The sequence below is a fragment of the Enterobacter sp. GD03975 genome (genome assembly GCF_029838645.1).
Classification (GTDB): domain Bacteria; phylum Pseudomonadota; class Gammaproteobacteria; order Enterobacterales; family Enterobacteriaceae; genus Enterobacter; species Enterobacter quasihormaechei.
This window is the reverse complement of sequence record NZ_JAOBZC010000013.1, coordinates 1-26,804: the sequence shown is the minus strand read 5'-3', so window position 1 is coordinate 26,804 and position 26,804 is coordinate 1. Positions and strand designations below refer to the sequence as shown.

Genomic DNA, 26,804 nt, shown 5'->3' with positions numbered 1-26,804 from the left:
GGGGGATGTATGCTACTCGAACGTGTGGAGATTGTCGGGTTCCGCGGGATTAACCGCCTGTCACTACAGCTGGAACAGAACAACGTCCTGATAGGCGAGAATGCCTGGGGTAAATCCAGCCTGCTGGATGCCCTGACGCTGCTGCTTTCGCCCGAAGAGAACTTGTACCACTTCGTTCATGACGACTTCTGGTTTCCGCCGGGGGATGTCAACGGACGAGAAAAACATCTGCATATCATTCTGACCTTCCGCGAATCCGAGCCCGGTCGCCATCGCGTGCGCCGTTTTCGTCCGATGTCCCCCTGCTGGGTGCCCTGTGAAGACGGTTTCCACCGTATTTTCTATCGCCTTGAGGGCGAAATGGCGCAAAACGACGGGGTATTAACCCTGCGTGAATTTCTTGATGAGAAGGGAAATCCGATCCCGCTCGAACAGATTGACGATCTTGCCCGTCATCTGATCCGCCTGTCTCCCGTGCTGCGCTTACGTGACGCGCGCTTTATGCGGCGGATCCGTAACGGCACCGTGCCGAATATGCCAGAGGTGGAGGTGACCGCCCGCGAGCTGGATTTTCTCGCCCGGGAACTGGTTTCGCGGCCGCAGAACCTCACCGACGGCCAGATCCGCCAGGGTCTTTCTGCCATGGTGCAATTACTGGAGCACTACTTTTCCGAGCAGGGAACGGGCCAGGCTCGCCACCGCCTGATGCGCCGCCGCTCGCACGATGAGCAACGAAGCTGGCGCTATCTCGATATCATCAACCGCATGATCGACCGGCCCGGCGGGCGTACGCATCGGGTGATCCTGCTGGGACTCTTCTCCACGCTTTTACAGGCTAAGGGGACGGTGCGCCTGGATCGGGACGCGCGTCCGCTGCTGCTGGTGGAAGATCCGGAAACGCGTCTGCACCCGATTATGCTTTCCGTGGCGTGGCATCTTCTGAATCTTCTGCCGTTGCAGCGTGTCACTACCACGAATTCCGGCGAGCTGCTCTCCCTGACGCCGGTGGAGTACGTCTGCCGCCTGGTGCGTGAATCGTCGCGCGTTACCGCCTACCGGCTCGGGCCCGGCGGGTTAAATGCCGAAGATGGCCGTCGAATTGCGTTTCATATCCGTTTTAACCGCGCCTCTTCCCTGTTTGCCCGCTGCTGGCTGCTGGTGGAAGGGGAAACCGAAACCTGGGTGATAAACGAGCTGGCTCGCCAGTGCGGACACCACTTTGATGCTGAGGGGATCAAGGTGATTGAATTTGCCCAGTCCGGCTTAAAGCCGCTGATCAAATTTGCACGCCGGATGGGGATCGAGTGGCACGTGCTGGTAGACGGCGATGAGGCGGGGAAAAAATACGCGGCGACCGTGCGCAGCCTGCTCAATAACGATCGTGAAGAGGAGCGGGAGCATCTGACCACGCTGCCCGCGATGGACATGGAGCACTTCATGTACCGCCAGGGATTTGACGACGTTTTTCACCGCGTGGCGATGATCCCGGTAGACGTGCCCATGAATATGCGTCGGGTGATTGCTAAAGCCATTCAGCGGTCGTCGAAGCCGGATTTGGCCATTGAAGTGGCGACGGAAGCGGGCAGGCGGGGCGTGGAGTCGGTGCCGACCCTGCTGCGTAAAATGTTCTCCCGCGTGCTCTGGCTGGCGCGCGGGAGGGCAGATTAGCGGGCGGTCGCCTGCGAAACCTGCTGGATCAGGCTATCAAGCAGGGCATAGCGGCGGCGGTATTCGGCCCGTTTTTTACTCGCAATCTCTTCCATCGGTTTACGGGGCATGGTTAAAGGCAGAGCAAAGTTGCCATTCTCCTGCTGCTGTCCGCCAAGAGAGCGCCAGAAGCTGTCGTAGTCAGCCAGCAATTTTCCCTCTTTTTTCTTGCGATAGCGCCAGCTGCGGTAGATGTGGGTGGCGTTGCTCACCGCGAGGATCTGCTCGACCGGGAAAGCGTCTGCCAGCGTCATGACCGCTTCCACCAGCAGACGTTTTGGGAACAACCCGTGGCAGGCTTTTGTCGCAAGCTGAATGTGCTCGTGCGGGACATGCGCTTTCGCCCCCTGCATTCCACCGATAAACAGCGTTGTCTTGCCTTCATATTTGCACAGCGTAAAGGTCAGTTCGGCCAGCACCGTGTTCTGGTGGTCGCAAAACGTAAGGGTCGCTTCCCCTTCTTTATCCAGAAACGCATCCGCGCTCAGGCGAATGCTAAACTGCTGCTCCTCTTTGCCCGTTACCGTCACCAGGGTGATGCCCTGGCTGGAGAGGTAGCCGTTCAGCAACGACGCCGGAAGATGGCGGTTCATCATCTGATAGTGATCGTTCAGTGCCTCCAGCGTATGCTGACGGTCCATGTTGACGGTCAGCCACGGTCGGTGCAGGCGGCACGGCAGGCCGGGCTGCACGCGCAGGAGCTGCATCAGACGGGGCTGTTTCGCAAGGTTTGCGAGCAGGCGCGCAGTGGTCAGAGGCGTTGCCAGCGAGCGCAACATAAACTTACGTCGATAGGCCGGATTTTGCCACGCCAGCCCCGGCGTGAGGGAACCCGATGCCAGGCTTTTGAACAGTTGCCAGCCTGATTTAGGCTGGGGCAGGGTTGAATAGGGTGTATCGACGATGGAAGACATGTTAGATCCTGCTTCTGGTGGAATGTCGCTATTTCAGCAGGCGCTTTATCAACATCGGGTAAACAATTCCCGACGATTACGGGGATCGGGGGTTTCGTTGAGGAGTGGTTTAGATAAAATCAACGTTGATGGTAGCCAGAACAACTATTTGGAATATTTATGAACCTGAAGGGAAAACGCAGAAAGCTGTTTCTGCTGCTGGCGGTAGTGGTGCTGGCGGGCGGATTCTGGTTATGGAAGGTGCTGAACGCGCCGGTACCGCAGTATCAAACGCTGATTGTCCGTCCGGGCGAGCTGCAACAGAACGTGCTGGCGACGGGGAAACTGGATGCTCTGCGTAAAGTTGACGTGGGCGCGCAGGTCAGCGGCCAGCTTAAAACCCTGTCAGTTGAGATTGGCGATAAGGTTAAAAAAGGCCAACTGCTGGGGGTGATCGATCCTGAGCAGGCGCAAAACCAGATCCGCGAAGTGGAGGCGACGCTGATGGAGCTGCGCGCGCAGCGCGCTCAGGCTCAGGCAGAGCGTAATCTTGCCCAGGTCACCCTGACGCGCCAGCAGGCGCTGGCGAAAACGCAGGCCATCTCGAAACAGGATCTGGACACTGCCGGCACGGAGCTGGCGGTGAAGCAGGCGCAGATTGGCACCATCGATGCGCAGATTAAGCGGAATCAGGCCTCGCTGGATACGGCGAAAACCAACCTTGATTACACGCAAATCGTTGCGCCTATGGCCGGGGAAGTGACGCAGATCACCACCCTGCAAGGCCAGACGGTTATCGCCGCGCAACAGGCGCCGAACATCCTGACCCTGGCAGACATGAGCACCATGCTGGTGAAAGCTCAGGTGTCCGAAGCGGACGTCATTCACCTTAAGCCGGGGCAGAAAGCCTGGTTTACTGTGCTGGGCGATCCGCAAACCCGCTATGAGGGCGTGCTGAAAGATATCCTGCCGACGCCGGAAAAGGTAAACGACGCCATCTTCTACTACGCGCGTTTCGAGGTGCCAAACCCGCAGGGCGTGCTGCGTCTGGACATGACCGCTCAGGTGCATATTCAGCTGACCGGCGTGAAAAACGTGCTGACGGTTCCGCTCTCCGCGCTGGGCGAATCCGCCGGGGATAATCGCTACAAGGTGAAAGTGCTGCGCAACGGCGAAACCCGCGAGCGGGAAGTGGTGATTGGCGCGCGTAACGATACCGACGTGGTGGTGGTGAAAGGGCTGGAAGCGGGTGAGGAAGTGGTCACCAGCGAAAGCCTGCCCGGAGCCGCGCAATGACGGCGCTGCTTGAGCTGAATGACATTCGCCGCAGCTACCCGTCCGGCGACGGGCCGGTGGAGGTGCTGAAGGGCATCTCCCTGCGCGTGGAAGCCGGTGAAATGGTGGCGATTGTCGGGGCGTCAGGCTCGGGTAAATCAACGCTGATGAACATCCTCGGCTGTCTGGATAAACCCACCGGCGGCACCTATCGCGTGGCCGGCACGGACGTGTCCACCCTGGACGGCGACGCGCTGGCGAAGCTGCGCCGCGAGCATTTTGGCTTTATCTTCCAGCGCTACCATCTGCTTTCACACCTGAGCGCGGCGCAGAACGTGGAAGTGCCGGCGGTGTATGCGGGCGTGGAGCGGAAAAAACGCCTTGAGCGCGCAAAGGCGCTGTTAACGCGTCTCGGGCTGGCGGAGCGGGTGGATTATCAGCCCTCGCAGCTTTCCGGCGGTCAGCAGCAGCGCGTGAGCATTGCCCGCGCGCTGATGAACGGCGGACAGGTGATCCTCGCCGATGAGCCAACCGGGGCGCTCGACAGCCATTCCGGTGAAGAGGTGATGGCGATCCTCCACCAGCTTCGCGATCAGGGGCACACGGTGATTATCGTCACCCACGATCCGCAGGTGGCGGCACAGGCCGAACGGATCATTGAGATCCGCGACGGGGAGCTTGTCAGCAACCCGCCGCCGCGTCAGTCCAGAGCGGCCGCACCGAAGGAAGCCTTGCCCACCTCTGGCGGCTGGGGACAGTTCTCCAGCGGCTTTCGCGAGGCGCTGACCATGGCCTGGCTGGCGATGGCAGCCAACAAAATGCGCACGCTGCTGACCATGCTCGGCATCATCATCGGTATTGCCTCGGTGGTGTCGATTGTGGTGGTGGGCGATGCGGCGAAACAGCTGGTGCTGGCGGATATTCGCGCCATCGGGACCAACACCATCGACGTCTATCCCGGCAAAGATTTTGGCGACGACGAGCCGCAGTATCAGCAGGCGCTGAAGTATGACGATCTGGCGGCGATTCAGAAGCAGCCGTGGGTCAATTCCGCCACGCCTGCCGTCTCGCAAAATCTGCGTCTGCGCTACGGCAACATTGACGTGGCGGCCAGCGCTAACGGCGTCAGCGGAGATTACTTCAACGTCTACGGCATGACCTTCAGCGAAGGGGCGACCTTTAACGCCGAACAGCTGGCGGGCAGGGCGCAGGTGGTGGTGCTGGATGCTAACTCGCGCAGGCAGCTTTTCCCCAATAAAACGAACGTAGTGGGCGAGGTGATACTGGTCGGCAACATGCCTGCCACGGTGATTGGCGTGGCGGAGGAGAAGCAGTCGATGTTTGGCAGCAGCAAGATCCTGCGCGTCTGGCTGCCGTACAGCACCATTTCCGGGCGCATTATGGGCCAGTCCTGGCTCAACTCCATCACCGTGCGGGTGAAGGAGGGCTACGACAGCGCGCTGGCGGAACAGCAGCTGGAGCGGCTGTTAACCCTGCGCCACGGGAAGAAGGATTTCTTCACCTGGAACATGGACGGCCTCTTGAAAACGGCGGAAAAGACCACACGTACTCTTCAGCTGTTCCTGACGCTGGTGGCGGTGATTTCGCTGGTCGTCGGCGGGATCGGGGTGATGAATATTATGCTGGTGTCGGTGACGGAGCGTACGCGGGAGATTGGCATCCGCATGGCGGTCGGGGCCAGAGCCAGCGACGTGCTTCAGCAGTTTTTGATTGAAGCGGTGCTGGTGTGTCTGGTGGGCGGTGCGATGGGGATTGCGCTCTCGATGATGATCGCCTTTGCGCTCCAGCTCTTCTTACCGGGCTGGGAGATTGGCTTCTCGCCGATGGCGATCCTGACGGCGTTTTTATGTTCCACCTTCACCGGTATTCTGTTCGGCTGGCTGCCGGCGCGAAACGCGGCGCGGCTCGATCCGGTGGATGCGCTGGCGCGAGAATAACCCGAAAATAAAAATGCCAGCCGATCGGGCTGGCATTTTGCCTGCGGGGTGTACACAATGAATCAGAGAGCTATGCAACCGTTTCTGCTTCAACGGGCACGATAAGACTGGCGTGATTGCCTTTTGGCCCCTGGTGTACATCGAACCGGACGGACTGCCCGGCTTTGAGCGTCCTGTAACCATCCATCTGAATGGTGGAATAGTGAGCGAAGATATCCTCGCCGCCGCCTTCGGGGCAGATGAAGCCAAACCCCTTGGCGTTGTTGAACCACTTAACAGTACCCATTTCCATGCTTCGACATCCTTCGTAAATCTTATAAATTAAGATGGAATGAACCGGTGGTGGAGTGGGGGCTGTTCAAAACCTCGCCAACTCACGCTTGTACAATTTAGAGAATCGGAAGACGCCGTCAAGGGTTTGGCGCTGGAGTTGGGACAATAATCAACCAAAATTTGAGGCAGTTAACGCTATTGCAACAGTTTGTGACAGACATCGCGGATGACAGTAATAGATGATTGTTATCTAACATCTGAGGTAGATTCAAAGTGGTTATGCATCATGGGTAAGACCAACGATTGGCTGGATTTTGACCAGCTGGCGGAAGATAAAGTGCGCGACGCGCTAAAACCGCCATCTATGTATAAAGTTATGTTAATGAACGATGATTACACGCCAATGGAATTTGTTATTGACGTGCTACAAAAGTTCTTTTCTTATGATGTTGAACGTGCAACGCAACTGATGCTTACCGTTCATTATCGTGGCAAAGCGATCTGCGGCATCTTCACTGCCGAAGTCGCGGAGACCAAAGTAGCGATGGTGAACGACTATGCAAGGGAGAACGAGCATCCGTTGCTGTGTACGCTGGAAAAGGCCTGATAAGGCATAAAATTGGGGGAGGTGCCTATGCTCAATCAAGAACTGGAACTCAGTTTAAACATGGCTTTCGCCAGAGCGCGTGAGCACCGACATGAGTTTATGACCGTCGAGCACCTGCTGCTCGCATTGCTTAGCAACCCATCTGCCCGCGAAGCGCTGGAAGCCTGCTCCGTGGATCTGGTGGCGCTACGTCAGGAACTCGAAGCCTTCATCGAACAAACCACACCGGTGCTGCCCGCCAGTGAAGAAGAGCGCGACACGCAGCCGACGCTCAGCTTCCAGCGCGTATTGCAGCGCGCGGTTTTCCACGTCCAGTCTTCCGGACGTAGCGAAGTGACTGGCGCGAATGTCTTAGTCGCCATCTTCAGCGAACAGGAGTCCCAGGCGGCCTACCTGCTGCGCAAACACGAAGTCAGCCGGCTCGACGTGGTCAACTTCATCTCTCACGGAACGCGAAAAGACGAGCCTAACCAGGCGTCGGATCCCAGCGGGCAGATCAACAACAGTGAAGAGCAAGCAGGCGGGGAGGATCGTATGGAAAACTTCACCACCAACCTTAACCAGCTTGCTCGCGTCGGCGGTATCGACCCGCTGATTGGCCGCGACAAAGAGCTGGAGCGTGCCATCCAGGTGCTGTGCCGTCGCCGTAAGAACAACCCGCTGCTGGTGGGGGAATCTGGCGTGGGTAAAACCGCGATTGCCGAAGGGCTTGCCTGGCGTATCGTGCAGGGCGACGTGCCGGAAGTGATCGCTGACTGCACCATCTACTCGCTGGACATCGGTTCGCTGCTGGCGGGCACTAAATACCGCGGTGATTTTGAAAAACGCTTCAAAGCGCTGTTAAAACAGCTGGAGCAGGATACCAACAGCATCCTGTTTATCGATGAGATCCACACCATTATCGGCGCAGGTGCGGCCTCCGGTGGCCAGGTGGATGCGGCTAACCTGATCAAACCGCTGCTTTCAAGCGGCAAGATCCGCGTGATGGGCTCCACGACGTACCAGGAGTTCAGCAACATTTTCGAGAAAGACCGTGCGCTGGCGCGTCGTTTCCAGAAAATCGACGTCACCGAGCCGTCGGTTGACGAAACGGTGCAGATCATCAACGGCCTGAAAACGAAGTACGAAGCGCACCACGACGTGCGTTACACCGCGAAAGCGGTGCGTGCGGCGGTGGAGCTGGCGGTGAAATACATCAACGATCGTCATCTCCCGGATAAAGCGATCGACGTGATTGATGAAGCGGGTGCGCGTGCGCGCCTGATGCCGGCCAGCAAACGTAAGAAAACCGTGAACGTGGCGGATATCGAGTCCGTGGTCGCCCGCATCGCGCGTATTCCTGAGAAGAGCGTTTCTCAGAGCGATCGCGATACGCTGCGCACGCTCGGTAATCGCCTGAAAATGCTGGTCTTTGGTCAGGATAAAGCCATTGAGGCCTTAACCGAAGCGATCAAGATGGCCCGTGCTGGCCTGGGGCATGACCACAAGCCTGTTGGTTCCTTCCTGTTCGCCGGCCCGACCGGCGTGGGGAAAACCGAGGTGACGGTTCAGCTCTCCAAGGCGCTGGGCATCGAGCTGCTGCGCTTTGATATGTCCGAGTATATGGAGCGTCACACCGTCAGCCGTTTGATTGGTGCGCCTCCGGGATACGTGGGCTTTGACCAGGGCGGCCTGCTCACCGACGCGGTGATCAAGCATCCGCACGCGGTACTGCTGCTCGATGAAATCGAGAAAGCGCACCCGGACGTGTTCAACATCCTGTTGCAGGTGATGGACAACGGAACGCTGACCGATAACAACGGGCGCAAGGCGGACTTCCGCAACGTGGTGCTGGTGATGACCACCAACGCCGGGGTGCGTGAAACCGAGCGCAAATCCATTGGCCTGATCCACCAGGATAACAGCACCGATGCGATGGAGGAGATCAAGAAGATCTTCACGCCGGAGTTCCGTAACCGTCTGGACAACATTATCTGGTTCGATCACCTGTCTACCGATGTGATCCATCAGGTGGTGGACAAGTTCATCGTCGAGTTGCAGGTTCAGCTGGATCAGAAAGGCGTGTCGCTGGAAGTGAGCCAGGAGGCCCGCAACTGGCTGGCTGAGAAAGGCTACGACCGTGCGATGGGTGCCCGTCCGATGGCGCGCGTGATTCAGGACAATCTGAAGAAACCGCTGGCGAACGAGCTGCTGTTTGGCTCGCTGGTGGACGGCGGCCAGGTGACCGTGGCGCTGGACCAGGCGAAGAACGAGCTGACGTATGATTTCCAGAGTGCGGCGAAGCACAAGCCGGAAGCGGCTCACTGATTTCTTACGTAGGTCTAAAAACCGGGCAATAGCCCGGTTTTTTTATGCCTGCCTTTCTCCCTTTCCCTGTGGGAGAGGGGTGGGGTGAGGGCATCAGGCGCAGAGTAATTTTGCGAGGCGCTTTCCAGTTTCGTTCGAAGTTGGTTGCTGGATAAATCCACAGTAATAAAATGGCGGCGCACCTGCAAAATCAGGTGCCGGGATTGGCGTCCTGATTACACACGAGAAATGATGTTGATACGTTCAACTATCATCAGGTTCGTTCACACTTTTGAAAGCTAGCGATATAATCCGCAGACTCAATTATGGTGGGCTGAACCGGGGCTTCTTTTGAAGCGCCGATTTTCCCGTGTGGGTCGGTACGCCAAACCGGTTCAGTCTGCCACCTGAGTTGGCGTTCGGGTGGAGATCTCATCATTTCACACGGAGTCATAATCAAATGGAAAATAACAATCTTTCTCAGCTCTATAGCGAACTCTCACTTAACCCCGATCTCCCAACTCTTGCCGAACGCTGTAACCTGCTCACTGAAATCCTGCTCGACTGTCATTCGCTCCCACAAACGCAGGCTGTTTGCCGCTGTCTCGGAGCTTATCTGGAAGAGGTAAAATCCGGCCTCACAGAATCCATGCGTGATTTTCAGGTGGTGGAACTTGAGGACGAAGCGGAACAACCGCGACAAAAAGAGTGGCTACTGGAAGATACCGAAACGAAGTGCGACTACTGCCGGGCGTTAAACCACGTGCTGCTTGTGTCGCATTTTGACCGCGATATGTTGCCGCACCTGACGGGATTACTCCATGACATGGCTCATTCTATGGCGGGGGATTTAATCGCTCCTGTACAACCATGGATGACAATACATCTGCCGACACAGCCACACTAAGACCCTAAATAAAAAAGGCCGGGATTATCCCGACCTTTTAAATATTCATCTGCCATTACAGGCGAAAACAATTAGCGACTACGGAAGACAATGCGGCCTTTGCTCAGGTCGTACGGGGTCAGTTCAACAGTCACTTTGTCGCCCGTCAAAATGCGGATATAGTTTTTGCGCATTTTACCGGAGATGTGCGCAGTTACCACGTGACCGTTTTCCAGTTCTACGCGAAACATGGTATTAGGCAACGTATCAAGTACGGTACCCTGCATTTCAATATTGTCTTCTTTGGCCATCTAATCCTCTGGGGTATCACTACCAAGTTTTGAACCGGCAAGATAATGCCGAAATTCATCAATTAAGTAAAGAATTGCGCGTTTAAAACGCAGCAAAACAATTTCAGCGTATTGCCCAAGCGTCACGGTACAACCGAACGGAAAGCGCATTCGTAAAGGGGAGACGACAGGATAAACGTCAGGACGTTATCTGAAGCGGGGGTCCCAAACGGCGGCGGGGCAACAGGCAGAAGCTACTCTGCGGCGTAATTATAACACCCTCATAAAAAATATGCGGAAAACATTTAGGCATTGGGCATAAAGAGCGTTCTGGGAACCCAAAAATCGCGCGGAAGGGTCTCCTGTCGGCACTGTTCGAGGTGTTCGATATAGCGTCGGCGGGAAATTTCCACGGCGCCCAGCGAGGCGGTGTGCTCATTCAGCACCTGGCAATCCATCAACTGTCCGCCACGTTGGGCAAATTCCTCGCTAAACACCAGCAGCGCGGTTTTCGACGCATTGGTAGCGCGGGAGAACATCGACTCGCCGCAGAACAGCGTGCCCTGCGCCACGCCGTACATTCCGCCAACGAGGTCATCCTCTTTCCATACTTCGATGGAGTGCGCGTAGCCCAGCTCATGAAGCTGGTGGTAGGCGATAACGATGTCGCGGGTTATCCAGGTGCCTTCGTGACGATCTTCAGCGCAGCCTTCAATGACCTGCCCGAAGGCGTGGTTGAGCGTAACGCGATAGGGCGATTTTGCGTGAAAACGCTTCATGCTGCGGCTCAGGTGAAACTGCCCAGGCCATAGCACGGCTCGCGGGTCGGGAGACCACCATAAAATCGGGTCGCCGGGGGAAAACCACGGGAAGATGCCGCGCTGGTAAGCCATAAGGAGACGCGCCGGGCTGAGATCGCCGCCCAGAGCCAGCAATCCGTTAGGTTCACGCAGCGCCCCCTCCGGAGAAGGGAACGCAATATTATGGCGAGAAAGCTGCACCAGGCGCATGACAACAGAACTCCAGTACGCGAGAGAGGACGCTACAAATATAGTCTACAGGCGCTGTTTAAACTGGTAGTAGCGACCCTGTTTTGCCAGCAGCTCTGCGTGATTACCTTGCTCAATTATGTGTCCGTTGTCCATCACAATTATCCGATCGAAATTCACCAGCCCGCGCAGGCGGTGAGTGACCATCAGCACGGTTTTGCCTTTCATCACATTTGTCAGTAAATCAAGAATTTGACTCTCGGTTGTCGCATCCAGACCTTCTGTCGGTTCATCCAGCAGCATCAGCGGCGCATCGTGCAGCAGGGCGCGCGCGATGGCCAGACGACGCAGTTCGCCGCCGGAAAGCTGTCGACCCCCTTCACCCAGCCAGCTGTTTAATCCGTCGTCCTCAAGCAGCTTGTGCAGCCCAACCTGTTCCAGCATCGCCCGCAGCGTATCGTCGGAAGCGTCTGGTGCCGCCAGAAGGAGATTATCGCGCAGCGTAGCGCTGAACAGATGCACCCGCTGGGGCACGACGCTGACCGTTTTACGCAAGGCCGCTTCGCTAAAACCAGGCAGCGGAATATCGTTAAGCCGAATCTCGCCCTGCTGCGGATCCCACGCACGCGTGAGGAGTTGCAGAAGCGTCGATTTGCCACATCCCGTACGGCCAAGGATCGCAATGCGCTGCCCGGCATCAACAGACAGGCTGATGTCTTCCAGCGCGTTTTGCGCCTGCTTGTCGTAGGCGAAGGTGACGTTGCTGAGCGTCAGCGCGACCTGCTCCGGCACGGCGGTTTGACCGGCGCTAAACTTCACTTCAGGCTCCTGCTCGGCAATGTCCGTAATGCGCAGCGCAGAGGCGATGACCTGGCCGAGATGCTGAAACGCGCCCGTGACCGGGGCCAAGGCTTCGAAGGCAGCCAGGGCACAGAAAACAAACAGCGCAATGAGCGGACCGGGCTGCGCGTTACCGCCCACGCCACCGGAGGCCATCCAGAGCATGGCGATAACGGCAATCCCACCAATTAACATCATTAGCGCTTGAGAAAACGCGGTCAGCTCAGACTGGCGACGCTGGGCTTCATGCCAGTTAAGTTCCGTATTTTCCATACGGGCGCGGTAGCGTTTGCTGGCGCCAAAAATGGTGAGCTCGGCCTGTCCCTGTAACCAGGAGGTGAGCTGCTGGCGGTATTCTCCACGCAGACGCGTCAGGTTTTCCCCGGTGGTTTTACCTGCACGATAAAACAGGGGGGGCAGAATAATCAGCGTCATCAGCATGATGCCGCCGAGCGTCAGCGCGATAGGAACATCCAGGAAACTCAACCCCAGCGTGACCACGACAATCACCACAAACGCGCCCACCATGGGCGAAATGACGCGGAGATAGAGGTGATCCAGCGTATCTACATCCGCAACCACGCGGTTGAGTAATTCGCCCTGACGAAAACGTGCCAGTCCGGCAGGGGAGAGGGGCAGCAGCTTACTGAACGTATAAATGCGCAGGTGTTGCAGCACGCGGAAGGTCGCGTCGTGGCTGACCAGACGCTCGAAATAGCGCCCGGCAGTTCGCGTAATCGCCGTGCCGCGCACCCCGGCGGCAGGCAGCATATAGTTAAAGCTGTACAGCCCGGCAAAGCCTGCGGCCGCAGACGCGGAGAGGAACCAGCCGGAAAGCGTAAGCAGGCCGATGCTGGCGAGCAGCGTGACGATCGCCAGCACGATACCGAGCGTCAGCATCCATTTATGGCGTTTATACAGTGCAAGATAGGGAAGCAGGGCGCGCATCAGATGTCCTCCTGACGATTCGCCAGCAGGTTCGCAAACGGCCCCTGCGCGGCAACAAGCGCGGCGTAATCGCCTTGCTCAACAATGTGTCCGTTTTCCATCACCCAGATCCGATCCCAGTCGGCAATACCTTCCAGCTGGTGGGTCACCATCAGGGTGGTTTGCTGGCGTGAGGCGGCATTAAGCGCATCCATCACGCGCTGCTCGCTATGTGCATCCAGGCTGGCCGCGGGTTCGTCCAGCAGCATTAGCGAACAGGGATTCAGCAGCGCACGGGCAACCGCGACGCGCTGTGCCTGGCCCACCGACAGCCCGGCAGACTGATCGCCAATGACCGTATCGACGCCCTGCGCAAGCAGCGGCAGAAACTCGCTGACCCAGGCGCGGTCGAGGACCGATTGCAGCTCATCGTCACGCGCATCCGGACGTGCCAGCAGCACATTGTCGCGCAGCGTCAGAGCAGGCAGCTGCGGGTTTTGACCCACCCAGCTCAGCTGCTTGCGCCAGGCATCAGGATCAAGCTCGCGCAGCTCCGTTTTGTTGATACGCAGCGATCCGGTGTAGGCCATAAAGCCTGATAGCGCATTCAGCAATGAGCTTTTACCTGAACCGCTGGTGCCCACCAGCACCACACGTTGCCCGGCGGGCAGGGTAAAGTTCAGCGGACCTGCCAGCACTTTGCCTTCAGGCGACAGAACAGAAAAATCCTGTGCTTCAATGGTCACCGGATCGTTCGTATTCAGCGTCACTTCACCACGCTCAGGATGCGCCAGCGGCGTTTCCATGAAGGTTTTCAGGCTGTCGGCAGCGCCAACCGCCTGCGCTTTGGCATGGTAAAAGGTGCCGAGATCGCGAAGCGGCTGGAAAAATTCCGGGGCCAGGATCAGCGCCAGGAACCCGGCGGAAAGCGTGACCGCCGTACCGTAGTGGCCAAAGTCCAGCGCGCCGAGGTAGGAGAAGCCAAAGTAAACCGCCACCAGCGCAATCGACAGGGAGGTGAAGAACTCGAGCACGCCGGACGAGAGGAAGGCCATGCGCAACACTTCCATGGTGCGCTGACGAAAATCCTGCGACGCCAGGCGAATGTTTTCGGTCTCCGCTTCACCGCGACCAAAGATACGCAGGGTTTCCATGCCGCGCAGACGGTCCAGGAAATGGCCGCTTAACCGACCCAGCGCCAGGAAGTTGCGGCGGTTTGCGTCTGCCGCGCCCATGCCGACCATCGCCATAAACAGCGGGATCAGCGGGGCGGTCCCCAGCAGGATCAGCGCCGCCACCCAGTTAACCGGGAAGATGGCGATAACAATCAACAGAGGCACAAATACCGCCAGCGCCATCTGGGGAAGATACCGCGCGTAGTAATCGTGCATATCGTCGATTTGCTCAAGGATCAGCGTCGCCCAGCTGCCGGCTGGCTTACCCTGGATCCACGCAGGCCCGGCTTCCGAGAGCCGATCGAGCACCTTGCGGCGAATCTCATAGCGGATGTGCTGCCCGGCATGGAACCCAACCCGCTCGCGCAGCCAGACCACCCACGCACGCAGAATGAAAACCAGCACCAGAATGATAAACGGCAACAGCAGCGCTTCGCGCGGAATGTTCTCCATGATCATATGATTGAGAATGCGGGCCAGCAGCCATGCCTGGGCAACAATCAACAGACCGCTGATGAATCCCAGAACGCGGGAAATCATAAGCCAGCGGCGGGATAGAACGCTTTGCTGTTTCAGCCAGCGTGTTAACTCTTGTTGACGGGTTTTTTCCATTGCGTACTTTGCAGGTGACGTTATAAGAAATTAGACCTCTGCATGTTACACGTGAGCAAAAATAAAGGCGACCAATGGCCGCCTTTATTTACGTTTGTTACTGACTTGTAAAGATTATTTACCTTGTTCAGCCAGTCCGTCCAGATAGCGTTCTGCGTCCAGCGCGGCCATACAGCCGGTGCCCGCAGAGGTGATCGCCTGACGATAAATATGGTCCATGACGTCGCCTGCCGCAAAGACGCCCGGAACGCTGGTCTGGGTCGCGTTGCCGTGAATGCCGGACTGCACTTTAATGTAGCCGTTTTCCAGCTCCAGCTGACCTTCGAAGATAGCCGTGTTCGGGCTGTGGCCGATGGCCACGAACAGGCCCGCCACCTCCAGCGTTTCGACGGTGTCGGTGTTCTGCGTATCACGAATACGCAGACCCGCCACGCCCATCTGGTCGCCGGTCACTTCTTCCAGCGTACGGTTGGTGTGCAGCACAATGTTGCCGCTCGCCACTTTATCCATCAGGCGTTTGATCAGGATCTTCTCAGCGCGGAAGGTGTCGCGACGGTGGATCAAGTGCACTTCCGAGGCGATGTTCGCCAGGTACAGCGCTTCTTCGACCGCGGTATTACCGCCGCCGATCACCGCAACTTTCTGGTTGCGATAGAAGAAACCGTCGCAGGTTGCGCAGGCTGACACGCCGCGGCCTTTGAACGCTTCTTCAGACGGCAGGCCGAGATAACGGGCAGAGGCGCCGGTGGCAATGATCAGCGCATCGCAGGTGTATTCACCGCTGTCACCCGTCAGGCGGAACGGACGGTTCTGCAAATCCACTTTGTTAATGTGGTCGAACAGGATTTCGGTTTCGAATTTGGCGGCATGCTCGTGCATGCGCTCCATCAGCAGCGGCCCGGTCAGGTCGTTCGGGTCGCCCGGCCAGTTCTCCACTTCCGTGGTGGTGGTCAGCTGACCGCCTTTTTCCATCCCGGTGATCAGTACCGGTTGCAGGTTAGCGCGTGCAGCATAGACCGCTGCGGTATATCCCGCAGGTCCAGAACCAAGGATTAGCAGCTTACTGTGTTTGGTCGTGCCCATGAGATCCCCATTGTTGTTGGCAGGCAATGGGCTGGATTGTAGGGAATTTGTTGCCGTAAAAAAAGAGCACGGCAGTTTTGCTTCCGATATATGCAATAGCCGCGCCCTATGAATCAGATGCGTTCATATCACGTCTGCTACTGAAAATCGCGCGTTTATAAGGCAATAAAATGAGGATTAATACCCCTCCGTAATGAATATCCGGCATCTTGTACTAAAAATCGATGTTTTGCTTTGACAATCCCCTGCGCTTTTGCGAAAACATTCAAGGAAGAAAAAAAGACGCATGAACTGCATGCCGAATAGACATGCACGTAAATGCCATTTTTACCGGGTCAGTGAAATCTACGCATGGTGTGGACAGACGCCATACGTGATGTCTGTGACTGCTTTCGGGCAACGGTCTTCTTACCGCAGAACCCGAATCCACATCGCGTCAAATACATAACCAGGCGATGTGATGAATAACGGGTGCAGGCTCTGAACAGTGATGTGCACAGGGTCCAGGCAGGAGTAGGGAAGGAATACAGAGAGACAATAATAATGGTAGATAGCAAGAAGCGCCCTGGCAAAGATCTCGACCGTATCGATCGTAACATTCTTAATGAATTGCAAAAGGATGGGCGTATTTCCAACGTCGAGCTTTCAAAACGTGTGGGACTTTCCCCGACGCCGTGCCTTGAGCGTGTGCGTCGACTGGAAAGACAGGGTTTTATCCAGGGCTATACGGCTCTGCTGAACCCGCATTATCTGGATGCCTCACTTCTGGTATTTGTTGAGATTACTCTGAATCGTGGTGCACCGGATGTGTTTGAGCAATTTAACGCCGCTGTACAAAAACTTGAAGAAATTCAAGAGTGTCATCTGGTTTCCGGTGATTTCGACTACCTGTTGAAAACCCGTGTGCCCGATATGTCCGCCTACCGTAAGCTGCTGGGTGAAACCCTGCTGCGTCTGCCAGGCGTGAACGACACCCGTACTTATGTGGTGATGGAAGAGGTCAAACAGAGCAATCGTCTGGTTATTAAGACGCGCTAACACGGAACAGGTGCAAAATCAGTGTAGTTTGATTACACTCCTGTTAATCCATACAGCAACAGTGCCGGGGATACCCGGCGCTGTTGTCCGTTTTAGCACACAGGCAGGACATGCCTGATACCTGGAGAGCCTTTCTTGAGCCAGGAATACACTGAAGACAAAGAAGTCACACTATCGAAGCTAAGCAGCGGACGTCGTCTCCTCGAGGCTTTGCTGATTGTTATTGCCCTTTTTGCCGTCTGGCTGATGGCCGCCTTACTCAGTTTCAACCCCTCAGATCCCAGCTGGTCACAAACCGCATGGCATGAGCCTATCCATAACTTAGGTGGCGTTCCCGGCGCCTGGCTTGCGGACACGCTCTTTTTCATTTTCGGTGTGATGGCCTATACCCTGCCCGTCATCATTATTGGCGGATGCTGGTTTGCCTGGCGTCATCGACAGAACGACGACTACATCGATTATTTTGCCGTTTCGCTGCGCCTGATTGGTGCCCTGGCGCTGATCCTCACCTCCTGTGGGCTGGCGGCGATCAACGCCGATGATATCTGGTATTTCGCCTCCGGCGGGGTGATCGGCAGCCTTCTGAGCTCCGCGCTGCAACCGATGCTTCACAGCAGCGGCGGCACGCTGGCGCTGCTGTGTATCTGGGCGGCGGGGCTGACGCTGTTTACCGGCTGGTCCTGGGTGAGCATTGCTGAGAAGATCGGCAGCTTTATTCTGACGCTGCTGACGTTCGCCAGCAACCGTACCCGTCGTGACGATACGTGGGTCGATGAAGATGAATACGAAGATGAGTATGACGAAGACGATGCGCCTGATGTGCGTCGTGAGTCTCGTCGCGCGCGTATTCTGCGCGGTGCTCTGGCGCGCCGCCAGCGTGTTGCTGAAAAATTTGCGAACCCGTTAGGCCGTAAAACGGACGCCGCGCTGTTCTCCGGCAAACGTATGGATGAAGACGAGCAGATTGAGTATCGCGGTGCGGCCGTCGATCCTGATGACGTACTGTTCTCTGGTCATCGCGCCACGCCGGGTGAGTATGACGAATACGATCCGCTGCTGAATGGTCATTCCGTGACTGAACCGGTAGCCGCTGCTGCTGCCGCAACGACGGCGGCGCAGGCCCATGTTGCACCTGTTGAAGCCGTGATGCCGTCCTCGCCTGTGCCTGCCCCGGAGTCCGCGATCCAGCAACCGCAGGTAGACTGGCAGACTGCGCCTGGCGTCCATACGCCTGAGCCGACCATCGCGCCTGAGCCAGAAAGCTATATTCCCGTTCAGCAGGAGCAGTGGCAGCAGCCGTATCAGCCGCCTGAGCCTGTCAGCGAGCCGCAACAACCGTATCAGGCTTATACGCCAGAACCCGTTGTACATGAACAGCCCTACGTTGCGCCAGAGCCTGAACCCGAAGTGGTCGAGGAAGCGAAGCCGTCTCGTCCGCCACTGTACTATTTTGAAGAAGTGGAAGAGCGCCGTGCCCGTGAGCGCGAGCAGCTTGCCGCCTGGTATCAGCCCGTGCCCGAGCCGGTACAGGAGCCTGTTGCAAAAGCGCCTTCGGTAAGCATTCCACCTGTAGATCCTACGCCAGCCGTTGCGTCGGGTGCTGAAGCCGTGAAGCAGGCAACGGCAGCCGCTGCCGCGTCCGCTCCGCTATTCAGCCCGGCAACCGACAGCGCCCCGCGTCCTCAGGTGAAAGAGGGCATTGGTCCACAGCTGCCGCGCCCTAACCGCGTGCGCGTACCGACTCGCCGGGAGCTAGCCTCTTATGGCATTAAACTGCCTTCCCAGCGTATGGCAGAAGAGAAAGCGCGTGGTTCTGACTACGAAGATGATGCAGACGAACTGCATCAGGACGAGCTGGCGCGTCAGTTTGCCGCCCAGCAGAATCAGCGCTACGGCGACGAGTATCAGCACGACGTGCCTTCACAGCATGACGACGATGATGCGGCCGAAGCGGAGCTGGCGCGCCAGTTTGCCGCTACGCAGCAGCAGCGTTATTCCGGTGAGCAGCCTTCGGGGGCAAACCCGTTCTCGCTGTCGGATTTCGAATTCTCACCAATGAAAGATCTGGTGGATGATGGCCCAAGCGAACCGCTGTTCACGCCGAGCGTAATGCCGGAAGCGGAACCGGTGCGTCAGGCGCCAGCGCCACAGGCTTACGCGCAGCCGCAACAGCCGGCGCCGCAGGCGTATACTCAACCACAGACGCCTGCCCAACCGCCACAGCCGCAGTTCCAGCAGCCAGCACCGCAGCCGCAGCCGCAGCCGCAGGAGAGCCTGATTCATCCGCTGCTGATGCGTAACGGAGACAGCCGACCGCTGCAACGCCCAAGCACGCCGCTGCCGTCGCTGGATCTGTTAACGCCGCCGCCGGCTGAAGTCGAGCCGGTTGATACTTTTGCTCTCGAGCAGATGGCCCGTCTGGTGGAAGCGCGTCTGGCTGACTTCCGTATTAAAGCGGACGTGGTGAACTACTCACCGGGACCGGTGATCACCCGTTTCGAACTGAACCTGGCGCCGGGCGTAAAAGCGGCGCGTATTTCTAACCTCTCCCGCGACCTGGCGCGTTCCCTGTCAACCGTGGCTGTTCGCGTGGTGGAAGTGATCCCGGGCAAGCCTTACGTTGGCCTTGAGCTGCCAAACAAGAAACGCCAGACCGTCTATCTGCGTGAAGTGCTGGACAACACCAAGTTCCGCGATAATCCTTCCCCGCTGACCGTGGTGCTGGGGAAAGACATTGCGGGCGATCCGGTGGTTGCCGATCTCGCGAAAATGCCGCACCTGCTGGTTGCGGGTACTACCGGTTCCGGTAAATCGGTCGGTGTGAACGCCATGATCCTCAGCATGCTCTACAAAGCGCAGCCTGAAGACGTGCGTTTCATCATGATCGACCCGAAAATGCTCGAACTGTCCGTCTACGAAGGCATTCCACACCTGCTGACGGAAGTGGTCACGGACATGAAGGACGCTGCCAATGCACTGCGCTGGAGCGTCAATGAAATGGAGCGTCGCTACAAGCTGATGTCGGCGCTGGGCGTGCGTAACCTGGCCGGTTATAACGAGAAGATCGCCGAGGCGGCGCGCATGGGTCGTCCGATTCCGGACCCATACTGGAAGCCGGGTGACAGCATGGATGCCCAACATCCGGTGCTGGAAAAACTGCCTTACATCGTGGTGCTGGTGGATGAATTTGCCGACCTGATGATGACCGTTGGTAAGAAAGTGGAAGAGCTGATTGCACGTCTGGCACAGAAAGCGCGTGCGGCGGGTATCCACCTGGTTCTGGCTACGCAGCGTCCGTCCGTGGACGTTATCACCGGTCTTATTAAGGCAAACATCCCGACCCGTATCGCGTTTACCGTGTCGAGTAAAATTGACTCGCGTACTATCCTTGACCAGGGCGGAGCAGAGTCGCTGCTAGGGATGGGTGATATGCTCTACTCCGGGCCGAACTCCACCTCGCCGGTGCGTGTTCACGGTGCGTTTGTTCGCGACCAGGAAGTGCACGCGGTTGTGCAGGACTGGAAAGCGCGCGGGCGTCCGCAATACGTTGACGGCATCACCTCCGACAGCGAAAGCGAAGGTGGCGGCGGTGGTTTTGACGGCGGCGAAGAGCTGGATCCATTATTCGACCAGGCGGTTAATTTCGTCACCGAAAAACGTAAAGCGTCCATCTCGGGCGTGCAGCGCCAGTTCCGTATCGGCTACAACCGCGCGGCGCGTATCATTGAGCAGATGGAAGCGCAGGGCATCGTGAGCGAACAGGGGCACAACGGTAACCGTGAGGTGCTGGCGCCACCGCCGTTTGAGTAACCTTCAGCGATTGCAAAGAAGGGTAAATCAGCAAAAATTAAGCATATTCTTCTGTCGCCTGCCTTCGGGCAGGTACAGAATAGAAACGGAACCCCCATATCGGGAAGACGTATTTTAAGGAATAACAATGAAAAAAATCGCCATCGCCTGTGCATTACTCTCCAGTTTTGTTGCCAGCAGCGTCTGGGCTGATGCAGCCAGCGACCTTAAAAGCCGACTGGATAAAGTGAGCAGCTTCCACGCCAGCTTCACGCAAAAAGTGACTGACGGCAGCGGCAACGCGGTGCAGGAAGGCCAGGGAGATTTGTGGGTGAAGCGCCCAAATCTGTTCAACTGGCACATGACCCAGCCGGATGAAAGCATTCTGGTGTCTGACGGTAAAACCCTGTGGTTCTACAACCCGTTCGTTGAGCAGGCGACCGCCACCTGGCTGAAAGACGCGACCAGCAATACGCCGTTTATGCTCATTGCCCGTAACCAGTCCAGCGACTGGCAGCAGTACAACATTAAACAAAACGGCGACGAGTTTGTCCTGACGCCAAAAGGCAGCAACGGTAATCTGAAGCAGTTCACCATTAACGTGAGCAGCAACGGCACCATCAATCAGTTTGGCGCGGTTGAGCAGGACGATCAGCGCAGCAGCTATCAGTTGAAGTCTCAGCAAAACGGCGCTGTTGATGCATCGAAATTCACCTTTACCCCGCCGCAGGGCGTAACGGTGGACGACCAACGCAATAAGTAAGAGGCATGAGTGAGCAATTTGTCGCTCGATTTTTCAGATAATGCGTTTCAACCTCTGGCCGCCCGTATGCGGCCAGAAAATTTAGCGCAGTACATCGGTCAGCAACATCTGCTGGCTGCGGGGAAACCCTTGCCGCGCGCCATCGAGGCCGGGCATCTGCACTCCATGATCCTCTGGGGGCCACCCGGCACCGGAAAAACCACGCTCGCTGAAGTGATTGCCCGCTATGCCAACGCGGACGTTGAGCGCATCTCGGCGGTCACGTCGGGGGTGAAAGAGATCCGCGAGGCGATCGAGCGGGCGCGACAAAACCGCAATGCCGGACGTCGGACCATTCTGTTTGTCGACGAAGTACACCGCTTCAACAAGAGCCAGCAGGATGCCTTCCTGCCGCACATTGAAGACGGTACGATTTTCTTCATCGGCGCCACCACCGAAAACCCGTCGTTTGAACTGAACTCTGCGCTGCTGTCCCGGGCGCGCGTGTATCTGCTTAAATCGCTGACCACGGAAGATATCGAAAAGGTTCTGACGCAAGCGATGGACGACAAAGCGCGGGGTTACGGCGGGCAGGATATCGTTTTGCCGGACGAGACGCGTCGTGCGATTGCCGAACTGGTGAACGGTGATGCGCGCCGCGCGCTGAACACGCTCGAAATGATGGCCGATATGGCCGATATGGCCGAAGTGGACGATGCGGGCAAGCGCGTATTGAAGCCTGAACTGCTCACCGAAATTGCCGGTGAACGCAGCGCGCGCTTCGATAATAAAGGCGACCGTTTCTACGACCTGATCTCTGCGTTACATAAATCCGTGCGCGGCAGCGCGCCGGATGCGGCGCTCTACTGGTATGCGCGTATCATTACCGCCGGTGGCGATCCGCTATACGTTGCGCGCCGCTGCCTGGCGATTGCGTCGGAAGACGTCGGCAATGCCGATCCGCGCGCCATGCAGGTCGCGCTTTCTGCCTGGGATTGCTTTACCCGCGTCGGGCCTGCGGAGGGTGAGCGCGCCATTGCTCAGGCGATTGTCTATCTGGCCTGCGCACCGAAAAGCAATGCGGTGTATACCGCCTTCAAAGCGGCGATGTCAGATGCACGTGAACGTCCGGATTACGACGTTCCGGTACATCTTCGCAATGCCCCTACAAAGCTGATGAAAGAGATGGGTTACGGGCAGGAGTATCGCTACGCCCATGATGAACCCAATGCCTACGCCGCCGGGGAGGAGTATTTCCCGCAGGAGATGGCACAAACCCGCTATTATCACCCTACAAACAGAGGTCTTGAGGGTAAGATTGGCGAAAAGCTCGCCTGGCTTGCCGGACAGGATCAAAATAGCCCTATAAAACGCTACCGTTAGTTCAATCGTTGCGGTAATGTTGGCAATATATCTCTGTGGCCGCAGGCTGTGGTCACTTTTTCCTTTTTTAATTCGATAAGCACAGGATAAGCATGCTCGATCCCAATCTGCTGCGTAATGAGCCAGACGCAGTCGCTGAAAAACTGGCACGCCGGGGCTTTAAGCTGGATGTAGATAAGCTGCGCGCTCTTGAAGAGCGTCGTAAAGTTTTGCAGGTACAAACTGAAAATCTGCAAGCAGAGCGTAATTCTCGATCGAAATCCATTGGCCAGGCGAAAGCGCGCGGGGAAGACATTGAGCCATTACGCCTGGAAGTGAACAAGCTGGGTGAAGAGCTGGATAAGGCGAAAGCTGAACTGGACGTTCTTCAGGCTGAAATTCGCGATATTGCTCTGGCGATCCCGAACATTCCTGACGACAGCGTGCCTGTCGGCAAAGACGAAAATGACAACGTTGAAGTGAAACGCTGGGGTACGCCTCGCGAGTTTGACTTCGAAGTGCGCGATCACGTGACGCTGGGCGAAATGCACGCGGGCCTGGACTTTGCGGCAGCGGTTAAGCTGACCGGTTCTCGCTTCGTAGTGATGAAAGGGCAAATTGCTCACCTGCACCGTGCATTGGCTCAGTTCATGCTGGATCTGCACACCGAGCAGCACGGCTACAGCGAAACCTACGTACCGTATCTGGTTAACCACGATACGCTGTACGGTACAGGCCAGCTGCCGAAATTTGCCGGCGATCTGTTCCACACCCGTCCGCTGGACGAGGAAGCAGACAGCAGTAACTACGCGCTGATCCCAACCGCGGAAGTGCCGCTGACCAACCTGGTGCGTGACGAGATCATCGACGAAGACGATCTGCCAATCAAACTGACCGCGCACTCTCCTTGCTTCCGTTCTGAAGCGGGTTCTTACGGTCGTGATACTCGCGGCCTGATCCGTATGCACCAGTTCGATAAGGTTGAGATGGTGCAGATTGTTCGTCCGGAAGAATCGATGGATGCGCTGGAAGAGATGACCGGCCACGCGGAAAAAGTGCTGGAGCTGCTGGGGCTGTCTTACCGCCGTATGGCGCTGTGCACCGGGGATATGGGCTTCGGCGCCTGCAAAACCTACGACCTCGAAGTGTGGGTGCCTGCGCAGAATACCTACCGTGAAATCTCCTCCTGCTCTAACGTCTGGGATTTCCAGGCGCGTCGTATGCAGGCGCGTTGCCGCAGCAAGTCCGACAAGAAGACCCGTCTGGTTCATACCCTGAACGGTTCTGGTCTGGCGGTTGGCCGTACGCTGGTGGCCGTGCTGGAGAACTACCAGCAGGCAGACGGTCGCATTGAGATCCCTGAGGTGCTGCGTCCTTACATGAAAGGCCAGCAGTTCATCGGTTAATATTTTGCTTCAAAACAAAAAAGCGCCTCAGGGCGCTTTTTTTATATCCCTGATTTGATACGACGCAATACCTCCTCCCTCTAAAGTAGTAATACTCCTCCGAACGAAAGTTAGCATAAAACACCGATAACGTAGCTTTTCGTTATATATAAAACTACATAGCGGTTTGCACCGCCTCTCTTTTCTTTGTGAGCAACCAAAGTGAGTCTTTATGAAAATCAAAGCGCCTGAAGCGTTAATGGCTGCCGAGGTCACTCGCCGTGGGTTGATGAAAACCACGGCAATAGGCGGCCTGGCTATTGCCAGCAGTGCCTTTACGCTCCCCTTTACCCGACTGGCGTCGGCGGCGGAGGCTCTGTCTCCCGCTTCAGCCCCGGAAAAAGTGGTGTGGAGTGCCTGTACCGTTAACTGTGGTAGCCGTTGTCCGCTGCGTATGCACGTCGTGGACGGTGAAATCAAATACGTAGAAACCGACAATACCGGCGATGATAATTACGAAGGGTTACATCAGGTTCGTGCCTGTCTGCGTGGCCGCTCAATGCGCCGTCGCGTTTATAACCCGGATCGTCTGAAATATCCGATGAAGCGTGTCGGCAAGCGTGGGGAAGGAAAGTTCGAGCGCATTAGCTGGGACGAAGCCTACGATATTATCGCGACCAACATGCAGCGCCTGATCAAAGAGTACGGCAACGAATCCATCTACCTGAACTACGGCACCGGGACGCTTGGCGGCACCATGACCCGCTCCTGGCCGCCGGGTAAAACGCTGGTAGCGCGCCTGATGAACTGCTGCGGCGGTTATCTCAACCATTACGGCGACTACTCTTCCGCACAGATTGCCGCGGGCCTGAACTACACCTACGGCGGCTGGGCAGACGGCAACAGCCCGTCGGATATCGAAAACAGTAAACTGGTGGTGTTGTTCGGCAACAACCCGGGCGAAACGCGCATGAGCGGCGGCGGGGTAACCTATTACCTTGAGCAGGCGCGCGCCAAATCCAACGCACGTATGATTATCGTCGATCCACGCTACACCGATACCGGCGCCGGGCGTGAAGATGAGTGGATCCCCATTCGCCCTGGTACCGACGCGGCGCTGGTCAATGCGCTGGCGTATGTGATGATTACTGAAAACCTCGTCGACCAGCCGTTCCTGGATAAATACTGCGTCGGTTATGACGAGAAGACGCTGCCTGCCAGCGCACCGGCTAACGGGCACTATAAAGCCTATATTCTTGGCCAGGGCAGCGACGGCGTGGCGAAAACCCCAGAGTGGGCATCCACTATCACCGGCATTCCTGTCGAACGTATTGTTCAGCTGGCACGTGAAATCGGTTCAGCCAAACCGGCTTATATCAGCCAGGGCTGGGGACCACAGCGTCACGCGAATGGTGAGATTGCCACTCGCGCCATTTCTATGCTCTCAATTCTGACCGGCAACGTCGGCATTCACGGCGGTAATAGCGGCGCGCGTGAAGGCTCGTATGAAGTACCGTTTGAACGTATGCCAACGCTGGACAATCCGGTTCAGACCAGCATCTCCATGTTTATGTGGACTGACGCGATCGAGCGCGGCCCGGAAATGACCGCGCTGCGCGACGGCGTTCGGGGCAAAGATAAGCTGGATGTGCCGATCAAAATGATCTGGAACTATGCCGGCAACTGCCTGATCAACCAGCACTCCGAAATCAACCGCACCCACGAAATCTTGCAGGACGATAAGAAGTGCGAAATGATTGTGGTGATCGACTGCCATATGACCTCGTCGGCGAAGTATGCCGATATCCTGCTACCAGACTGCACCGCCTCCGAGCAGATGGATTTCGCGCTGGACGCCTCCTGCGGCAACATGTCCTATGTGATCTTCACTGACCAGGCCATCAAACCGCGCTTCGAGTGCAAAACCATCTATGAGATGACGTCCGAGCTGGCGAAACGTCTTGGCGTTGAGCAGCAGTTCACCGAGGGACGCACTCAGGAAGGATGGATGCGCCATCTGCATGAGCTCTCCCGCAAAGCCATTCCAGACCTGCCTGACTTCGATACCTTCCGCAAGCAGGGGATGTACAAACAGCGCGACCCGGACGGGCATCACGTGGCGTACAAAGCCTTCCGCGAGGATCCGGTGGCCAATCCGCTGACCACGCCGTCGGGCAAAATCGAGATCTATTCGGAAGAGCTGGCAAAAATTGCCGCGACCTGGGAATTGCCGGAAGGGGACGTTATCGATCCACTGCCGATCTATACGCCTGGTTTCGAAAACTACAACGATCCGCTGACGGAAAAATTCCCGCTTCAGTTGACCGGTTTCCACTATAAAGCGCGTGTTCACTCCACCTACGGCAACGTTGACGTACTGAAAGCGGCCTGCCGGCAGGAGATGTGGATCAACCCGATGGATGCGAAAGCGCGCGGCATCAGTAATGGCGATCGCGTACGTATCTTCAACGGGCGTGGCGAGGTGCATATCGAAGCCAAAGTGACGCCGCGCATGATGCCGGGCGTTGTCGCGCTGGGGGAAGGGGCCTGGTATAACCCGGATGCGAATCGCATCGATCAGGCGGGCTGCATCAACGTTCTCACTACGCAGCGTCCTTCGCCGCTGGCGAAGGGCAACCCATCCCACACGAACCTCGTTCAGGTTGAAAAGGCGTAAGGAGTAACCG

General features: G+C 57.1%; 19 protein-coding genes. 12 read left to right on the top strand and 7 right to left on the bottom strand.

Annotation, left to right across the window (positions count from 1 at the left end):
* The first annotated feature begins 9 nt into the window (after positions 1-9).
* Positions 10-1,668 (top strand): ATP-dependent endonuclease, encoded by a 1,659-nt coding sequence (locus N5C09_RS17770; RefSeq protein ID WP_107535040.1) that lies wholly within the window; start codon positions 10-12, stop codon positions 1,666-1,668.
* On the opposite strand, the gene N5C09_RS17765 is transcribed toward N5C09_RS17770, so the two are convergent.
* Positions 1,665-2,621 (bottom strand): VirK/YbjX family protein, encoded by a 957-nt coding sequence (locus N5C09_RS17765; RefSeq protein WP_279749564.1) that lies wholly within the window; start codon positions 2,619-2,621, stop codon positions 1,665-1,667. The genes N5C09_RS17770 and N5C09_RS17765 overlap by 4 nt on opposite strands.
* A 159-nt stretch (positions 2,622-2,780) precedes the next feature.
* Here N5C09_RS17765 and macA point away from each other — a divergent pair, with 159 nt between their 5' ends.
* Together macA and macB are read left to right on the top strand one after the other, a co-directional pair.
* Positions 2,781-3,896, top strand: coding sequence for a macrolide transporter subunit MacA (gene macA, locus N5C09_RS17760; protein WP_279749563.1), 1,116 nt, complete (start codon positions 2,781-2,783; stop codon positions 3,894-3,896).
* The gene (gene macB, locus N5C09_RS17755; protein WP_279749562.1) at positions 3,893-5,833 is read left to right on the top strand and encodes a macrolide ABC transporter ATP-binding protein/permease MacB; all 1,941 of its coding nucleotides are present in this window, start codon (positions 3,893-3,895) and stop codon (positions 5,831-5,833) included. The genes macA and macB overlap by 4 nt, the downstream gene beginning before the upstream one ends.
* A gap of 70 nt (positions 5,834-5,903) precedes the next feature.
* Here macB and cspD read toward each other — a convergent pair whose 3' ends face one another.
* Positions 5,904-6,125 (bottom strand): cold shock-like protein CspD, encoded by a 222-nt coding sequence (gene cspD / locus N5C09_RS17750; protein WP_006809408.1) that lies wholly within the window; start codon positions 6,123-6,125, stop codon positions 5,904-5,906.
* 267 nt (positions 6,126-6,392) lie between these two features.
* Here cspD and clpS point away from each other — a divergent pair, with 267 nt between their 5' ends.
* From clpS to N5C09_RS17735, 3 genes are all read left to right on the top strand, one after another.
* Positions 6,393-6,713, top strand: a complete 321-nt coding sequence (clpS, locus tag N5C09_RS17745; protein ID WP_006174393.1) for an ATP-dependent Clp protease adapter ClpS — start codon at positions 6,393-6,395, stop codon at positions 6,711-6,713.
* Between the two features lie 27 nt (positions 6,714-6,740).
* On the top strand, positions 6,741-9,020 hold the full coding sequence (clpA, locus tag N5C09_RS17740) for an ATP-dependent Clp protease ATP-binding subunit ClpA (protein ID WP_279749560.1): 2,280 nt from the start codon (positions 6,741-6,743) through the stop codon (positions 9,018-9,020).
* Between the two features lie 439 nt (positions 9,021-9,459).
* On the top strand, positions 9,460-9,906 hold the full coding sequence (locus tag N5C09_RS17735; RefSeq protein WP_279749559.1) for a hypothetical protein: 447 nt from the start codon (positions 9,460-9,462) through the stop codon (positions 9,904-9,906).
* Between the two features lie 71 nt (positions 9,907-9,977).
* Here the strand turns inward: N5C09_RS17735 and infA are convergent, their stop codons facing one another.
* The 5 genes from infA to trxB all read right to left on the bottom strand — a co-directional run bounded on the left by infA (position 9,978) and on the right by trxB (position 15,801).
* Positions 9,978-10,196 carry a translation initiation factor IF-1 gene (gene infA / locus N5C09_RS17730; RefSeq protein ID WP_002211347.1) on the bottom strand — a complete coding sequence of 73 codons (219 nt, stop codon included), beginning with the start codon at positions 10,194-10,196 and terminating at the stop codon, positions 9,978-9,980.
* 284 nt (positions 10,197-10,480) lie between these two features.
* A complete protein-coding gene (gene aat / locus N5C09_RS17725; protein WP_279749558.1) occupies positions 10,481-11,185 on the bottom strand; it encodes a leucyl/phenylalanyl-tRNA--protein transferase in 705 nt (234 codons plus the stop codon).
* 45 nt (positions 11,186-11,230) lie between these two features.
* Positions 11,231-12,952 carry a cysteine/glutathione ABC transporter ATP-binding protein/permease CydC gene (gene cydC / locus N5C09_RS17720; RefSeq protein ID WP_063866265.1) on the bottom strand — a complete coding sequence of 574 codons (1,722 nt, stop codon included), beginning with the start codon at positions 12,950-12,952 and terminating at the stop codon, positions 11,231-11,233.
* A complete protein-coding gene (cydD, locus tag N5C09_RS17715; RefSeq protein WP_279749557.1) occupies positions 12,952-14,718 on the bottom strand; it encodes a cysteine/glutathione ABC transporter permease/ATP-binding protein CydD in 1,767 nt (588 codons plus the stop codon). The genes cydC and cydD overlap by 1 nt, the downstream gene beginning before the upstream one ends.
* Before the next feature lie 114 nt (positions 14,719-14,832).
* Positions 14,833-15,801: a thioredoxin-disulfide reductase gene (gene trxB / locus N5C09_RS17710; RefSeq protein ID WP_063449177.1), complete on the bottom strand. Its 969-nt coding sequence runs from the start codon at positions 15,799-15,801 to the stop codon at positions 14,833-14,835.
* A gap of 543 nt (positions 15,802-16,344) precedes the next feature.
* On the opposite strand from trxB, the gene lrp reads away from it, so the two are divergent.
* The 6 genes from lrp (at position 16,345) to dmsA (ending at position 26,794) form a co-directional block, all read left to right on the top strand.
* Positions 16,345-16,839 (top strand): leucine-responsive transcriptional regulator Lrp, encoded by a 495-nt coding sequence (gene lrp, locus N5C09_RS17705; protein WP_000228469.1) that lies wholly within the window; start codon positions 16,345-16,347, stop codon positions 16,837-16,839.
* A gap of 135 nt (positions 16,840-16,974) precedes the next feature.
* A complete protein-coding gene (locus N5C09_RS17700) occupies positions 16,975-20,649 on the top strand; it encodes a DNA translocase FtsK 4TM domain-containing protein (RefSeq protein WP_279749555.1) in 3,675 nt (1,224 codons plus the stop codon).
* Positions 20,650-20,776: 127 nt separating this feature from the next.
* The gene (gene lolA, locus N5C09_RS17695) at positions 20,777-21,391 is read left to right on the top strand and encodes an outer membrane lipoprotein chaperone LolA (protein ID WP_063866268.1); all 615 of its coding nucleotides are present in this window, start codon (positions 20,777-20,779) and stop codon (positions 21,389-21,391) included.
* 9 nt (positions 21,392-21,400) lie between these two features.
* Positions 21,401-22,753 (top strand): replication-associated recombination protein RarA, encoded by a 1,353-nt coding sequence (gene rarA / locus N5C09_RS17690; protein WP_279749554.1) that lies wholly within the window; start codon positions 21,401-21,403, stop codon positions 22,751-22,753.
* A 92-nt stretch (positions 22,754-22,845) separates the two neighbouring features.
* Positions 22,846-24,138, top strand: a complete 1,293-nt coding sequence (gene serS, locus N5C09_RS17685; RefSeq protein ID WP_279749553.1) for a serine--tRNA ligase — start codon at positions 22,846-22,848, stop codon at positions 24,136-24,138.
* A 211-nt stretch (positions 24,139-24,349) separates the two neighbouring features.
* Positions 24,350-26,794 (top strand): dimethylsulfoxide reductase subunit A, encoded by a 2,445-nt coding sequence (gene dmsA, locus N5C09_RS17680; protein WP_279749552.1) that lies wholly within the window; start codon positions 24,350-24,352, stop codon positions 26,792-26,794.
* Positions 26,795-26,804: the final 10 nt, after the last annotated feature.

What these genes read in the sequence shown, in the direction of transcription:
- cydC (WP_063866265.1), bottom strand. Translation starts at nt 12,952, where the DNA reads ATGCGCGCCCTGCTTCCCTATCTTGCACTGTATAAACGCCATAAATGG.
- lrp (WP_000228469.1), top strand. Translation starts at nt 16,345, where the DNA reads ATGGTAGATAGCAAGAAGCGCCCTGGCAAAGATCTCGACCGTATCGAT.
- aat (WP_279749558.1), bottom strand. Translation starts at nt 11,185, where the DNA reads ATGCGCCTGGTGCAGCTTTCTCGCCATAATATTGCGTTCCCTTCTCCG.
- clpS (WP_006174393.1), top strand. Translation starts at nt 6,393, where the DNA reads ATGGGTAAGACCAACGATTGGCTGGATTTTGACCAGCTGGCGGAAGAT.
- macB (WP_279749562.1), top strand. Translation starts at nt 3,893, where the DNA reads ATGACGGCGCTGCTTGAGCTGAATGACATTCGCCGCAGCTACCCGTCC.
- trxB (WP_063449177.1), bottom strand. Translation starts at nt 15,801, where the DNA reads ATGGGCACGACCAAACACAGTAAGCTGCTAATCCTTGGTTCTGGACCT.
- cspD (WP_006809408.1), bottom strand. Translation starts at nt 6,125, where the DNA reads ATGGAAATGGGTACTGTTAAGTGGTTCAACAACGCCAAGGGGTTTGGC.
- dmsA (WP_279749552.1), top strand. Translation starts at nt 24,350, where the DNA reads ATGAAAATCAAAGCGCCTGAAGCGTTAATGGCTGCCGAGGTCACTCGC.
- infA (WP_002211347.1), bottom strand. Translation starts at nt 10,196, where the DNA reads ATGGCCAAAGAAGACAATATTGAAATGCAGGGTACCGTACTTGATACG.
- lolA (WP_063866268.1), top strand. Translation starts at nt 20,777, where the DNA reads ATGAAAAAAATCGCCATCGCCTGTGCATTACTCTCCAGTTTTGTTGCC.
- macA (WP_279749563.1), top strand. Translation starts at nt 2,781, where the DNA reads ATGAACCTGAAGGGAAAACGCAGAAAGCTGTTTCTGCTGCTGGCGGTA.
- serS (WP_279749553.1), top strand. Translation starts at nt 22,846, where the DNA reads ATGCTCGATCCCAATCTGCTGCGTAATGAGCCAGACGCAGTCGCTGAA.
- N5C09_RS17765 (WP_279749564.1), bottom strand. Translation starts at nt 2,621, where the DNA reads ATGTCTTCCATCGTCGATACACCCTATTCAACCCTGCCCCAGCCTAAA.
- cydD (WP_279749557.1), bottom strand. Translation starts at nt 14,718, where the DNA reads ATGGAAAAAACCCGTCAACAAGAGTTAACACGCTGGCTGAAACAGCAA.
- clpA (WP_279749560.1), top strand. Translation starts at nt 6,741, where the DNA reads ATGCTCAATCAAGAACTGGAACTCAGTTTAAACATGGCTTTCGCCAGA.
- N5C09_RS17735 (WP_279749559.1), top strand. Translation starts at nt 9,460, where the DNA reads ATGGAAAATAACAATCTTTCTCAGCTCTATAGCGAACTCTCACTTAAC.
- N5C09_RS17770 (WP_107535040.1), top strand. Translation starts at nt 10, where the DNA reads ATGCTACTCGAACGTGTGGAGATTGTCGGGTTCCGCGGGATTAACCGC.